Raw genomic sequence first — 14,746 nt, forward strand, 5'->3', positions numbered from 1 at the left:
CGTGAGTAGGTAGAAGAAATAGGGGAATAGGGTAAACGGGGATTCACTCGCAAACAAATGAATGAAACCAGCGATGAGTAAAGCGATAATGTTTAACGATACAAACACTTTCACGATCCCCCATGTTTTCCCGATGATATAATCCGCGTTACTCATCGGGCGTACGTAAATTACTTCGGCTGTATCTAACTTTTTATCTCGCTTTAAAAAGCTCCCTGCCAGGAATATGGCAATGACAGATTGTGCGATATTGAAAAGGTAGATATTGACAAACGGGATGGAGGATGGCATGGCAACCATGACCCATTCGAACCATCCCAGGTTTGACTGTGTACCCATGTGAAAAAATACGATAACTAAAAGGGATAAAATAGCGAATATACGAAATAGCCAGCTTCTCCGTAGGAGCTTGGTTTCGTATCTCGATATTGTGCTGATGTTGTGAATATTCATCGCTGGTTTCTTCTAAGATTTACTTGAACAATTCATTTTCTTTGATTGCTTCAACCTGCATGTTCATCTTGTCTTTCAGCAAGTAGTCCATGTAGTAAACGTAGGCATGTTCGAGGTTCGGTTCGATGGCTTTGTGCGAGTAGCCGTCAATGGCATCGGCCACGACCTGAATCTCCATACCGCCGTCCGTCGGGATGGTTGAAATAATCGGGTATTTATCTTTGATTTCTTCGTATTCCATGTCGGTTACGAAGATCTCCCATACTTTTCCGCGAGCCAGATCGATCATCTCGTCCGGTGAACCTTCAAACTTCAGTTCTCCGCGGTTTAGCAAGGCCAGTTTCTTACAGGTACTTGAAATGTCTCCCACGATATGGGTGGAAAGGATAATGATGGAATCCTTGTCGCTGATGTCTGACAGGATGTTACGGAACCGGATTCTCTCTTCCGGGTCCAGTCCGGTAGTCGGCTCGTCCACGATAATCACTTTCGGGTTTCCGATGATGGCTTGGGCGATCCCGAGTCTTCGTTTCATACCCCCGGATAACCGGTTGGCCCAACGGTCACGGACTTCAAATAAACCAACTTTGCGTAGCATCTCGTCTACCACTTCGGCCCGGTGTTGCTTCCCCTTGATCCCTGCAAGCCCGGCACCGTAATCGAGGAATTCCCAGGTTTTCAGTTTCTCGAAGAAACGGAAGTCCTGTGGCAAGTAGCCCAGCAGGGAGCGAATCGCTTTCCGGTCCTTGGCAATGTCATAATCATCAAAATAGATGGTTCCTGACGTGCAACTCTGCAATAGAGTCATGATTCTCATGAGAGAGGTTTTTCCTGCTCCATTCGGTCCCAACAGGCCGAACATCCCCGGTTCGATTTCCAAATTCAAGTCTTTTAAGGCTTTTTTACCTCCCGGGTAGACTTTATTCAGATTTACAATTTTTATACGCATAACGCTGGTATTTTAGGTTGGTATAAATCTATGCATAATAAGCCGGAATATATGTTAATAAAATGTGAAATATCCTAGTTTGAGTGAGACACTTTTTGCTTAAAAAGGTTTATTATTTTAACAAAATATTAACTTATGACTTCCAATGTTGGTTCTCGAAGGCCATTTTGGTGAATTTTTGTTGACTGCCGGATGCTTTACCCTGTTTCATGTGATTTTCGTTTAAGTTTTCTGTAAAGATATGAAATACAGCGTTATTGATCAATTAATTCAAGTCAACATCGGTAATTTCGGGACAGAAACCTCGATTTTATCGATGAACACGCATCATCAAGAAAATATCTCCCGGATAACCCGGATACTTTTCGTGTTAAAATCCAAGTTCAGATGGAACCCGAGAAAGAGCAGGGCTATGTCGAGTAAAATCTTGCGTCCCTGTTGATTAAGCGGGATGTCTTTCAATTCTTGTAACTGACACGTGCAGAGGGCATGGATCGCTTTGGCGGAATGTGGCCCCGTATGGTAACTTCCCGGTGAACCTGTGGGATAAAAACATCCGTCATTGATGTTGAACACGTGGTCGGGGTGGTATGTGCTATTGTCTATGCTGAACCCGAGTAATTTGCCCAACCGAAACAGGAATAGCAAGTTGAAATTGGCGATGTCCTCCCGTGTGATATTCAAGTATTCCACGGAAGTTTTGATGTACTCGTATAGGCTGGGGTTCGGGTCGGAATCCCGTAGCACGAGGTTTAATATTTCACCCCACAACAGGGCTATATTCATTTTGTACACGTCGAAATAGATGGCAGACGTGTTTACGAGTGGAGAGAATGATTTCAGTTTGTGGAGTCCCCCCCTTTCATTAGGGATAAACTCGATTTCCACGATTTGCATACACTGGGCGGAGGTGTTCGCTTTACGCTTGAACAGGGCTAACGGGGTAATCATTTGCATATAACCTCTTTCTTCCGAATAAACATGTAGAATTTGTTGCTGTTCGGAATGAGGTATGCTTTTTAATATGATGGCCTTCACCGTGTGCATGCTTTTTTATAAGTTGTTTAAAAAACTGCATAATGCCCGGACGGCTTGGCCCCGGTGGCTGATTTCGTTTTTCTCGTGAAGGGGCATTTCGGCAAAACTTTCTTGAAAACCTTCGGGACGGAAAATCGGATCGTAACCGAATCCCTCGTGCCCATGCTTGCTTGTGAGAATTTCCCCATTGACAATACCTTCAAACAAGTATTCCTTTTCCCCGAGAATTAAAGCGATAACAGTTCTGAAACGGGCTTGGCGTTCCGATATATTTTGCATCTCTTGTAAAACTTTTTTCATGTTGGCTTCCGAGTCGTGGGCATTACCGGCGTATCGTGCGGAATAAACACCGGGAGCATTGTTCAAGGCTTTTATTTCTAATCCTGTATCATCCGCGAAACAGTCTAAGCCATATTTCTCGTGAATATACCTGGCTTTTTGAAGAGCATTCCCTTCGAGCGTGTCTTGTTCTTCCGGAATGTTCTCATGGCATTGAATCTCTTTCAAGGAAACGATCTCATGCTGGGAACCTAGCATTTCTTTTATTTCTTCCAGCTTGTGGGCATTATTGGTAGCGAAAACTAATTTCATGGCTTGTAATAATTTGTATGTTGCAAAGGTAGTGAAATTGGGAGTAGAAACTAACGATTATCCCTAGAAATGCCGTGTAAAGTTAAAAAGTCATGATTTATAGATGATTACTACTAGACCACTACCGTATAAAACGCTATTAGAACGCTATTAAAACCCTATTAAAACGCTATATTTAGAATAGCGTTTTATAAGTATTTTAAAAGCATGATAAAAGAGTGATTTCAGCTATTGATCAGGTAGAAATGCAAGATTAATCATGTATTAAAGATTGACGTGGGACTGTCGTGGGTAGGACAATTTATAATCCTTGATATTATAATTTTTCTCGGTCCGTGCGGGAAGAAAATTATATCGTGTATATTTGCATTCGGGTAAAACAGGAACCATTAAATTGATAATATGAAAGGGATTGTTGTGAAATCTACCGGAAGTTGGTATTCCGTGCGAATGGAATCGGGGGAAGTGCTGGACTGTCGGATCAAGGGTAAGTTCCGGATGAAAGGGATTAAGACCACGAATCCTGTTGCGGTAGGGGATGTTGTCGAGGTGGAGGTCAATCCCGATGGCGCGGTGATCAACCGGATTGAAGATCGGAAGAATTACATTATCCGGAAATCAACGAACTTGTCGAAAGAGGCGCATATTATCGCTGCGAATGTTGATCAGGCGGTGTTGGTGGTGACGGTGAATCATCCCGTTACATCGACCGTTTTTATTGATCGTTTCCTAGCATCCGTGGAGGCTTACCGGATTCCGGCCATACTCATGTTTAACAAGATTGATTTGTACGACGATGAGGATTTATTGTTGTTGGGCGCTTTGACCCAGATCTATATGCAAGCAGGCTACGAGTGTCTTCACGTGTCCTCGTTGACCGGGGAGGGGATGGAAGACGTGGTGACGGCCTTGAAGGATAAAGTGACCGTGTTTTCCGGCTTGTCGGGGGTGGGAAAATCCTCGCTGATCAATCGTGTCGAGCCGGGATTAAAACTGAAAGTGGCGGAGATTTCCGATTCCCATGACACGGGAAAACATACCACCACGTTCGCGGAAATGTTCCCGTTGAGTTTTGGCGGGTACATCGTCGATACTCCCGGAATCCGGGCGTTCGGGTTGATTCACATGGAAAAAACAGAGATATCACATTATTTCCCGGAAATATTCAAGCGGGCAAGTGAATGCCGATTCTATAATTGCACGCATATTCACGAACCGGGATGTGCCGTGCTGGAAGCCGTGGAGAAGGGGGAAATCAGCGAGAGTCGCTATTTCAGCTATGTAAGTATGTTCGAGGAAGGAGATGAAAAATATCGGAAATAAAGGGTTTTGAGGGAACGGAATTTTCATCGTGCATTCCAAAAAATCGAAGTTTTTTACAATATATATTATAGGGAAGGTCTGTATTGTGATTGCGGGTTGCAACAGGAAGATCGTGTCCGGAGTATGAATAAGAAGGAGGCGAACACGATTAAGTGGGAGAAAGATACAAGATTTTGTTTCCAAGAAAAAAACGGGTATGAATGTACTGGGTATTATATTTTTTTGTACATTTGTCCCCGTTTTACGTCAAGAGTAGTGGACAGATTGAAAGAATATAAGATAGCCCACAGAGGCTTAGGGGAAGGCGTTCACACTTTCGAGTTTGTCATGGATGGCAGTTTTTTTGATTGTTTTGACGCGACAAAAGGAACGAAAGGAAAAGTAAACGCGAGAGTAAATATCGTGAAATCATCCCTGCTGATGGAGGTTCGGATGACGATCGAAGGGACGGTAGAAGCAATTTGCGATCGCTGTCTGGAGGAAATGGAGTTACCAATTAGCGGAGAATTGAACTTGTACGCGAAGTACGGGGAGAGAGAGGAAGGAAATGATGATGATTTTATTATCTTGGCTCAAGATGATGATTATCTGGATTTGAGTGAACCGCTATATGAGGTGTATATGCTGAATTACCCGCTTCGCGTGGTTCACCCGGAGGGAGAATGTAACGAGGAGATGGAGCATGTACTGGAAGAGTTGACAATGGAAGAAGAGAATGATAAGATTGATCCCCGCTGGGATGAATTGAGGAAATTAATTAATAATAACTAAATAAAACTAGAGAGAAATGGCACATCCTAAACACCGAATCTCTAAACAGAGAAGGAATAAAAGAAGAACTCACGATAAGGCAACGGTTCCTGCAATAGCAAAGTGTTCAAATTGTGGTGCTGCAGTTCAGTATCATACTGTATGCCCGGAATGTGGGTATTACAGGGGTAAATTGGCTATTGAGAAAGCAGTTGTTGCATAATTTTGATGCAATGATAAAGATTGCCTTAGATAATACAGCCCCCTGTACTAGGGGGCTATGATTGTATATAGGTGTCTGATTCTATTATTCAATTTGAAAATTTTTATTTTATGGAAAGGCCAAGAGCGGTAATCACAGGGGTAGGAGCGTATTATCCCGACTATATTCTAACTAACGAGGAGTTGAGCCGGATGGTAGATACCACAGACGAATGGATCATGACTCGAATCGGTATAAAAGAGAGACGTATTTTGCGGGATGCCGGTAAAGGCAGTGCTTACCTCGGGGCCAGAGCGGTGGAGGACTTGTTTCGTAAAACAGGTTTGAAACCGGAAGAAGTTGATTTATTGATTTGCTGTACGGTTACGGCCGACATGCATTTCCCTGCTAACGGGAACGTGATTTCCGATATGGTGGGAATAAAGAATGCTTTTAGTTTTGATCTTAATGCCGGATGTTCCGGTTTCCTATATGGCTTGATCACGGCGACGCAGTACGTGGAGAGCGGGCGTTATAAAAAAGTGATTGTCGTGGGAGCTGAAAAGATGTCCGCGATTACGGATTACACGGATCGGGCAACTTGTCCTATTTTCGGAGATGCGGCTGCCGCCGTGTTGCTGGAGCCGACAACTGAAGATTTGGGGGTAATTGACCACATATTGCGTTCGGATGGAATGGGACGTGTTCACCTACATATGAAAGCAGGTGGTTCTTTGAAACCGCCAACCATTGATACGGTTTTAGCCCGGGAACATTATATTTACCAGGAAGGACAGCCCGTGTTTAAACATGCTGTATCGAACATGGCAGACGTGTCGGTGGAAGTGATGGAACGCAATAACTTGTCCTCGGAGGACGTGGCTTGGCTGGTACCTCATCAGGCAAACCTGCGTATTATCAAGGCTACCGGGGAACGAATGGGGTTACCCAAAGAGAAGGTCATGGTTAATATCCAAAAATACGGTAACACGACCTCGGCAACAATCCCGTTGTGTCTGTATGAATGGGAGGACCAACTGAAGAAGGGGGATAATTTGATCCTTGCTGCTTTTGGTGCCGGATTTACATGGGGTGCCATTTATTTGAAATGGGGATATACTCATAAGGGTTAGATTGTATCGATAATACGATATACGAGGCTGTTCGGGAAATAACCGAACAGCTTTTTTGATTTCAGAAGATGGGTGTAAGATATTTTAGCTGATTATTAGAAAATAATTGTTTTTTTCATTAAGAAATAAATTATTTTATATATTTGCGTCGATTTTGGTGAGTCCCATGCTATCTGTATGGGATGTAAGGGAATCCGGTGAGAGTCCGGAACAATACCCGTTGCTGTAATCTCTTTCCCGTTACACGGGAAATGCTTAGTCACCTCATGCCACTGGTTCGTCCGGGAAGGCGACATAAGCGGAGAAAGTCAGAAAACCTGCCTGAATTAGATGTTTTTATTGTTCTCGGGAATAAGGATGATAAAAAGGAAAAAATAATAGCTATTGTTTTTATTAACAGTAACATTTATGAAGCCACGGATGTGCGTGATGTGTGCTGTCGTGTGGCGTTTATAATGTTTATGAAAAAATAATAAACATGAAAAGTATCTTATTGCTAGTATGTGGCGTACTTGTATTGAATTTCGCACCAATGTCAAGACTTATGGCGATTCAACCGGAGGTGATGGCTGATACGGTGAAAACGGTAAAATTAACCGGAAAAGTCGTGGATGTTGAAACAGGGGATGCAATACCTTTATCAACTCTCATGGTGAAAGAGTTAGGTTGGGGGAGTGTTTGCGATACGGAAGGAAAATTTAAAATTGACGTGCCTGCCAATCGTAAAGCAACTTTGACGGTTCGTTCTGTCGGGTATGAGACTCGTGAAGTTGATGTGGCTCCTGGAACAATCTCTGGACTTGTTATTAAGCTGAAGAAGAGTTTGTTGGATTTGGACGAGGTGGTTATTACAGGTACGAGAACGGAAAAGGTGATTTCCGAGGCTCCCGTGATGACTCGTGTCGTTTCTGCCGAGGAGTTACAACGAAATGATTACGAGAGTATGATGGATGTTCTGGAGTACAATATTCCGGGGCTTCGTTTTAACGTGGACCCTCGCGGTAATAATATCCAGATTCAGGGATTGGAAAATAGTTACATCCTTATCTTGGTTGATGGGGAGAGGTTATCTCAGACTCCCGGGGGACCTATCGATTTCGATCGGCTGAGTACGTCCAATATTAAACGGATCGAGATTTTGAAAGGTGCGGCTTCTGCTCTTTACGGGTCAAGTGCCATGGGTATGGTTGTGAATATTATCACGGATTCTCCGAAACGCTCTTTGGAAGGCTGGGCAAAAGCTCGTTATTCTAAGTTTAATGATCTGCAGTTGGATGCGGGGATCGGGTTGGCTCACAAGGGATTTTTCTCCCAGACTCTTTTTCGTCGTAATTCCACGGATGGGTATGATCTTACGCCCGAAACACCCCAGTCTTACACGATGAATCCTTCACATGATATGAATATAGAGGAGAAGGTAGGATGGAATAATGAACGGACGAAAGTGGTGGCTTCAGCTTCTTTCTATTGGAATGAAGTAGAGAATCCTCCCAAGGGAGAATCTCCAACGCATTATCGCAGTTTAAACAAAACATTCCGGGCATCATTGGAGCATGCCTTCGGGGAAAAGAATAAGTTGTATGCGGTGTATTACGGAGATTTTTATACTCGTAAGACCGTGTATGATTTGATTGATCTTGCAGATAGTACGAATGCGACTTCTCACGAGCAGACAGCCCGTTTGACAGATATTTATAGTCCCTTGAAGAACGTGGAGATTGTTGGAGGAATTGAATGGAATTGGACTCGGAATTATAATAAGATGCAATACGGTAAGGAACAAACCGTGAGAAAAGTGAACGATGCGAATGTTTTCGTGCAGGTGGATTGGCAGATATTGCCGGAGCTGGATTTGGTAGGAGGTTTCCGTTACACACACCATTCTGTTTTTGGTGACGCGTATACCCCGAAAGTAAATTTGATGTATGCCCCGGGCAGTTTTAAATTCCGTGCCGGGTATAGTCGGGGATTTAAGGCTCCCGGCTTGACGGAGTTGTATTCTGATTTTGACATGGGAAGTGTGTCGCATAATGTTGGAAATCCAGATTTGAAACCGGAATATTCCAATTATTTATCGGTTTCGGCGGAATATACTTACAATGGACGGTTGAATGCAAGCGTGGAAGGGTACCAGAACACGATAAAAGATAAAATTAATTCTTTTGTTATTGACGTGGAAGATCCGGAACCGGGACAATTGGGAGCAGAAATGCATTATGCAAATGTGGAGGCCGTGCGTATACGCGGGGCAGAAGGAACATTAACTTATTACCCGATTAAGCAATTGTTGCTGAGGGGAACTTATGCTTATACTGATGCGAGAGATCGGGAGACGGATTTGCAATTGTCCGGAAATTCAAAACACGCCTTGAATTTTACCACGACATTACGCGGTAAATTATTGAAACGGGATGGTTCTGTTTCTCTCTCCGGACGGTGGACTTCTAAGAAATTGTCACAGAGTAAATCCACTGAAACGGACGATAGCGGTCAAGAAATAGAGGTGATTCGTGAAAATACAAAACCGGCTTATAGTCTTTGGAAATTGGTGGCCCAATATACGCCTTGGCAAAAGAAGTTTATGAGGTTGACGTTAACAGGCGGAATTCAGAATTTATTTGATTATACGGACACGGAACATTACACGACGTATGATGCCGGACGTCGATTCTTCGGTTCCGTGATATTCCGTTTCTGACAACATGAGAATCTTTAACTTAATATTGATATAGAATGAAAAAGTTTAATTTAAAATCATGCCTCATGCTATTGGCTTGTCTGGCATTTTCGTTTAACTTTATGGCTTGTACAGATGATGATGGTGACGGTGATGGTCCGGAGGTAGATGATTCTATCCGTACTCGTACTTTTGAATCGGCAGATTATAATAGCGGTTGGAAATATTTTTCTTTTAAAAAAGGAGATTTTGTTGAATTGACAACAGAGCAGGCCACAACAAGTTTGGAGTGGGATGTTGCTTTCAATCGTTATTACGTGAAAACCAATAGTGGGACTTCTGGAAAAGGAAAGGGTGGAGTGCTTGATTCTGGAGCGACAACTTTTGCTGCTGTTACTGGAAATGTGAATTCCGAGTTTGTGGTAGATGATTCTCTGAATATCATGACTACGATGGGAAATTTCACGAAAGATTCTTATAATCCGGGGATAGAATGTGAAGGTTCTAATAGTTGGGCTTGGTATAAATATATGGAATCTACTTGGTATTATAATCACAATGTTTTTGTTTTCCGTTCTGCTGACGGAAAGAATTGTGCAAAAGTGATTTTCGATACTTATAAAGATAAATTAGGAAATTCTGGCCACATTACATTCCGTTATATATATGATGGAGAGGCTGATGCAGACATAGAGCAGGGTGGTGATGAGCCGGAAGAACCGGAAACACCTGTTACGAATAACATCGTTTATCTAGCTTCTTCAAATGCAACAGATCCATGGAAATATTTTTCCTTTGCTAAAGGGGATTTTGTTGAATTGACAGAGGAACAAGCTGCAACCAGCTTGGATTGGGATATTGCATTTCAGCGTTATTATATCCGTACGAATAGCGGAACTTCCGGTAAAGGTCAAGGTGGTGCCTTGGATATGAATAAGACGAGTTTTGATGATGTTCCGAGTGTGCCTAAATCTGGTTATACAATAGATAAGCTGGTTAGCATGATGACCACGATGGGAAGTTTTGAGAATAAAAGTGGAAGTCCTGCTTTCCAATGTAAAGAACAACCAACGTGGGCATGGTTTAATGCTCCTGCAGAAATGAAGTGGTATTATAATAATAACGTTTTTGCTATTCAAACGGCAGATGGTAAACATTGGGCAAAGATTATAATGAAGACCTATAAAGGTACGAATGAAAAGGGAAATATAGAATTTGAATATATCTATCCTGCAAAGTGACAGGAGGTAAATAATAGTGTTTGTCCCCCGGAGTTTAGGCTCCGGGGTAATTTGGTTTATTAAAATCTGATGTTATGGGATTGAAATCTTTTGTTCGTACACGTAAAAAGATATTGTTAAAGGTGGGGATAGTGATTATCCTACTTTGCTGTATCTGGGGACTTTATTCCCGTTACCTTGCCCCGACTCGGGTTGCATTAATTAATTTCCCCGCTTATCAGGCATCTAGTATCGCTTTGGCGAATGATAGTCGGATGATACAAGTCGATGCATTGAAACCGGAGGATGCAAGTAAGTTGAAAAATTACGATGTTGTTTTATTTTTTGGTCCCGGATTACGTTTAAACGGAGAACAAGCCGCGGCTATTCAGACTGCAGGGGCGAAAGGAACCGCGGTGTATACTTTAATATTTTCTTCTGGGGTAATTACAAATCATAATGTGGATAGTCTTCAGCAGGAACGCATTGGAGATTATTACGGAAATGGTAATAAGACGAATTACCGTAATCTGCTTTATTTCTGCCGTGCAGAACTCGACAAGCATAAGCTTTTTACAACGATGCCGGCTGATCCGCAACATTTGCCTTCTAATTTTTATTGGCATTTGGGAGATGATAACTATTTTACGGATTTGGACGGGTACAACAGCTATTATCGTAAAAATGGTTTTTATAAGGAGGGGGCTCCTTCCATAGCTATTGTTTCCGGCATGACTTCTCCTTTAAGTGGTAACCGGGCGAATGTGGATACTCTGGTTGTTAGTTTGGAACGTGCAGGTTTTAACGTGTATCCCGTTTACGCGGCAGGAAAACGTTTACAGATGTTGCAGGAGGTTTCTCCCGATGCTGTGATTTATCTGCCGATGGGGCGTTTGGGAAGTGATAAAAGCGTGGAGTGGTTACGGGAACGTAATATCCCGTTGTTTTGTCCGTTAACTCTTTTGCAGGAACGGGATGAATGGGAAAAGGACCCGAGGGGATTGGCCGGAGGGTACCTGTCGGCTAGTGTGGTATTGCCGGAAATTGACGGGGGTACTCGTTCACAAGTGCTTTCCGTGCAGGATGCTGATAAGAACGGGTATTATCAATTTGTTCCCGTGGCGGACCGGGTAAAGAATCTGGTTGACGGTATTTATAATCAAATACAACTTCAACGTAAAGAGAATAAAGATAAACGGTTGGCAATTGTCTACTTGAAAGGAGCCGGACAAAGTGCATTGACCGCTGCCGGACTTGAAGTCGCTCCATCGCTTTATGCTTTTTTGAAACGATTGAAAGCGGAAGGTTATACCGTGGAGAATATTCCGGCAACGGAAAAAGAATTTGAGGCTTTGCTCCAACGTGAAGGAAGTATTTTTGGGAGTTATGCCAAAGGGAAAATGGCGGAATTCATGGCAACCGCCCATCCGGAATGGATTAATAAAGCCGATTATGAGAGATGGGCCAAAGAAGTTCTTACCCCGGAGAAATATGCAGAAGTCGTGAAACAATATGGAGAGGCGCCTGGAGAATACATGAGTGGGGCAAAAAATGGCGAACCGGCTTTGGCATTTTCTTGTTTGCGTTTTGGAAATATAGTGTTAATGCCCCAACCTGTTGCGGCTGCCGGAGATAATGAGTTCCAGATTTTACACGGGGTTGATGTGGCTCCTCCCCATGCTTATATTGCACCCTATTTGTGGATACAGAAGGGTTTTCTGGCGGATGCTTTAATTCATTTTGGCACGCATGGCAGTTTGGAATTTACTCCCGGAAAACAAGTGGCTTTGTCATCAGGGGATTGGCCGGACCGATTAATAGGGACTGTTCCTCATTTTTATTATTACACGATCGCTAACGTGGGAGAAGGTATCGTCGCTAAGCGTCGGACGTATGCATCATTGGTGTCATATTTGACTCCACCTTTTATGGAGAGCCGGACTCGGGGACAGTATGAAGAATTGTTCCGGCTGATTGCAGACTATGATCGTGCAGGAGAGACAGAACAACCGACTTGGGCAAAACGGATTAAAAGTAAGGTGTTAAGTCTTGGTCTGCATCATGATTTACAGATGGATAGTGTGGCTACAAAGCCTTGTACAGAGGAAGAGATCCGGAAAGTAGAGAGTTTTGCAGAAGAGATTGCCAATGAAAAAATGACAGGGCGGTTGTATACTTTAGGGCAGCCTTTTACTGGAGAAGATATTCGCTCTACGGTTATTGCCATGTGTGCAGAGCCGTTAGCTTACAGTTTTGCTCGTCTTGACAAGCAAAAAGGACGGATTACTGCCGAGCAATTTTCTGATAATGTATACGTGAATCGCCATTACGTGGCTAACGCTCGGAAGCAGGTTGAAGAGTTGTTGCGTTCGGGGAAAGAATTGACATTGGAACAATTGGGCGTGAGTCAGGCAGACGTGATGCGAGCCCGTGCGACAGAAATGGCTCTTAACCCGAAACAATTGTCGATGAGTGAAATGATGGCGATGGCTTCTGATGCGGGTAATAATATATCGGAAGGGGTGAAAAAAAGTGATGGTGGGATGAAAATGCCTGTCGGGATGCCCAAGGTCGGTAAGATGCCCGATTGGGTGAAAAAACGTATCGAGGCTCGTAAAAAGGCGGAACAAGAGGGAAAGAAACCTGTGTTACCGGAAGTACCGCAAGAAGATAAAGAATTTGCCAAAGCGGTGAATGAGATTCAACAGGTTGCAGGGCACGTGCAGGATTATGCCCGGTGTTTACGTGAGTCTCCCGAACAGGAAATGCAGTCTTTGCTGAACGCATTGAATGGTGGTTTTGTGGCTCCTTCTCCGGGAGGGGATGCCGTGCGTAACCCGAACACGTTACCCACCGGACGCAATTTGTTTGCTATTAATGCGGAGTCCACTCCGGGCGTGAGGGCTTGGGACGAGGGTAAAGCTTTGGCCCAGACAACCATTGACCAGTATCGTAAAAAGCATGGGACCTATCCCCGTAAGGTAAGTTACACTTTCTGGGCCGGGGAGTTTATAGAAACGGAGGGGGCAACTTTGGCTCAGGCAATGTATATGTTAGGGGTCGCTCCCGTACGTGACGGGATGAACCGGGTGACAGATTTGCGGTTAATACCATCAGCCGAGTTGGGACGTCCGAGAATTGATATTGTCGTGCAGACATCCGGACAGTTGCGGGATGTTGCCGCATCACGGTTGGAGTTGCTCACGAAAGCGGTAGCGCTGGCGGCACAGGCTAAAAATGATACGTGTGGGAATTATGTTGTTGCCGGTACAATGGAGGCAGAGAAGTTGCTGGTGGATAAGGGTTTTTCTCCTAAAGAGGCTCGGGAGTTGTCCATGGTGAGAGTATTCGGTGGTGCCGGGTATGGTACAGGAATTACGGGATTAGTAGAAAAGGGAGATGCCTGGGAACGGGAGTCGGAGATCGCTGATCGGTATTTGAGCAATATGGGAATGATGTATGGCGACAGTAAGGCGTGGGGAAAATATAGCCGGGATGCTTTTGAGGTAGCTCTTCACGATGCAGATGTTGTCATTCAACCCCGTCAAAGTAATACGTGGGGGGCTTTAAGCCTAGACCATGTGTATGAATTTATGGGAGGATTGAATTTAGCCGTACGAGAAGTGACCGGTAAAGAACCGGAGACTTATCTGAGTGATTATAGGAATCGTAATCATGTGAGAATACAGGAATTAAAAGAAGCTATCGGTGTGGAGGGACGTACAACAATTTTTAATCCTGCTTTTATTCGGGAAAAAATGAAAGGAGGGGCATCGTCTGCTTCTATTTTTGCTGAAACCATTCGGAATAGTTACGGTTGGAATGTTATGAAACCGTCAGTTATAGGGAAGGATTTTTGGGATCGGGTGTATGACGTGTATGTGAAAGACAATTTGAAGTTGGGTATTCATGAATTTTTCAAACAGGAGAGTCCCGCGGCCTTAGAGGAGATTACGGCGGTGATGCTTGAAACAGCACGTAAAGGCTACTGGCCGGCAACGAAAGAGCAGTTGGCCGATGTTGCAAACTTACATACCCGTTTATTAGAAGATTATCGCCCGGCTTGTACCGGATTTGTTTGTGATAACCGGAAGTTACAGGATTTTGTTGCCTTGCATACAGATAAAAATCGTGTTGAGGCTTATCGTAAAAATATAGATGGTGTTCGGGAAGTACAAGTGGAACATGCTCAGAATGGGGTGGTATTGAAGAAGGAGGAATTGAATCGAGCAAGTCAGGTACAGCAAGATTCTGGAGAAGGTAGGAAGACCCTCTTTATTGCGTTGTTATTGGTGGGAGTCATATTGATTATAGTGATGGTGTTTCTGAAACGGAAAAAATAAATTTGATTATTTGCGTTTACTATTTAAATGAAAGGACTGCTCGGATCAATGGGCAGTCCTTTTTGTT

At 43.6% G+C, this 14,746-nt stretch carries 11 protein-coding genes and 1 riboswitch; of the genes, 7 read left to right on the forward strand and 4 right to left on the reverse strand.

Annotated features, from left to right (window positions below; translation table 11 throughout):
* The 4 genes from AB5542_RS17705 to AB5542_RS17720 form a co-directional block, all read right to left on the reverse strand.
* Window positions 1-339, reverse strand: a 339-nt coding sequence (locus AB5542_RS17705) for a hypothetical protein (protein ID WP_368243286.1), incomplete at its 3' end; no start/stop codon positions are given.
* A 133-nt stretch (window positions 340-472) separates the two neighbouring features.
* Complete coding sequence (locus tag AB5542_RS17710; RefSeq protein WP_087419044.1) at window positions 473-1,402, reverse strand: ABC transporter ATP-binding protein; 930 nt, start codon at window positions 1,400-1,402, stop codon at window positions 473-475.
* 330 nt (window positions 1,403-1,732) lie between these two features.
* The gene (recO, locus tag AB5542_RS17715) at window positions 1,733-2,449 is read right to left on the reverse strand and encodes a DNA repair protein RecO (protein WP_087419043.1); all 717 of its coding nucleotides are present in this window, start codon (window positions 2,447-2,449) and stop codon (window positions 1,733-1,735) included.
* A 6-nt stretch (window positions 2,450-2,455) separates the two neighbouring features.
* Window positions 2,456-3,031 (reverse strand): non-canonical purine NTP diphosphatase, encoded by a 576-nt coding sequence (locus AB5542_RS17720; RefSeq protein ID WP_279038163.1) that lies wholly within the window; start codon window positions 3,029-3,031, stop codon window positions 2,456-2,458.
* A gap of 402 nt (window positions 3,032-3,433) precedes the next feature.
* On the opposite strand from AB5542_RS17720, the gene rsgA reads away from it, so the two are divergent.
* From rsgA to AB5542_RS17755, 7 genes are all read left to right on the forward strand, one after another.
* Window positions 3,434-4,354 (forward strand): ribosome small subunit-dependent GTPase A, encoded by a 921-nt coding sequence (rsgA, locus tag AB5542_RS17725; protein WP_270543427.1) that lies wholly within the window; start codon window positions 3,434-3,436, stop codon window positions 4,352-4,354.
* A 123-nt stretch (window positions 4,355-4,477) separates the two neighbouring features.
* The gene (locus AB5542_RS17730) at window positions 4,478-5,125 is read left to right on the forward strand and encodes a YceD family protein (RefSeq protein ID WP_279038159.1); all 648 of its coding nucleotides are present in this window, start codon (window positions 4,478-4,480) and stop codon (window positions 5,123-5,125) included.
* A gap of 16 nt (window positions 5,126-5,141) precedes the next feature.
* The gene (rpmF, locus tag AB5542_RS17735) at window positions 5,142-5,327 is read left to right on the forward strand and encodes a 50S ribosomal protein L32 (RefSeq protein WP_027201828.1); all 186 of its coding nucleotides are present in this window, start codon (window positions 5,142-5,144) and stop codon (window positions 5,325-5,327) included.
* A 110-nt stretch (window positions 5,328-5,437) separates the two neighbouring features.
* A complete protein-coding gene (locus AB5542_RS17740) occupies window positions 5,438-6,439 on the forward strand; it encodes a beta-ketoacyl-ACP synthase III (RefSeq protein ID WP_087419029.1) in 1,002 nt (333 codons plus the stop codon).
* 138 nt (window positions 6,440-6,577) lie between these two features.
* Window positions 6,578-6,779, forward strand: a riboswitch (cobalamin riboswitch).
* Window positions 6,780-6,917: 138 nt separating this feature from the next.
* On the forward strand, window positions 6,918-9,137 hold the full coding sequence (locus AB5542_RS17745) for a TonB-dependent receptor (RefSeq protein ID WP_279038156.1): 2,220 nt from the start codon (window positions 6,918-6,920) through the stop codon (window positions 9,135-9,137).
* A gap of 35 nt (window positions 9,138-9,172) precedes the next feature.
* Window positions 9,173-10,357 carry an HmuY family protein gene (locus AB5542_RS17750; RefSeq protein WP_279038154.1) on the forward strand — a complete coding sequence of 395 codons (1,185 nt, stop codon included), beginning with the start codon at window positions 9,173-9,175 and terminating at the stop codon, window positions 10,355-10,357.
* 74 nt (window positions 10,358-10,431) lie between these two features.
* Window positions 10,432-14,679, forward strand: a complete 4,248-nt coding sequence (locus AB5542_RS17755; protein WP_279038151.1) for a cobaltochelatase subunit CobN — start codon at window positions 10,432-10,434, stop codon at window positions 14,677-14,679.
* Window positions 14,680-14,746 lie beyond the last annotated feature (67 nt).

The sequence above is a fragment of the Butyricimonas sp. RTP31003st1_G1_RTP31003_210430 genome (assembly GCF_040920905.1).
Classification (GTDB): domain Bacteria; phylum Bacteroidota; class Bacteroidia; order Bacteroidales; family Marinifilaceae; genus Butyricimonas; species Butyricimonas paravirosa.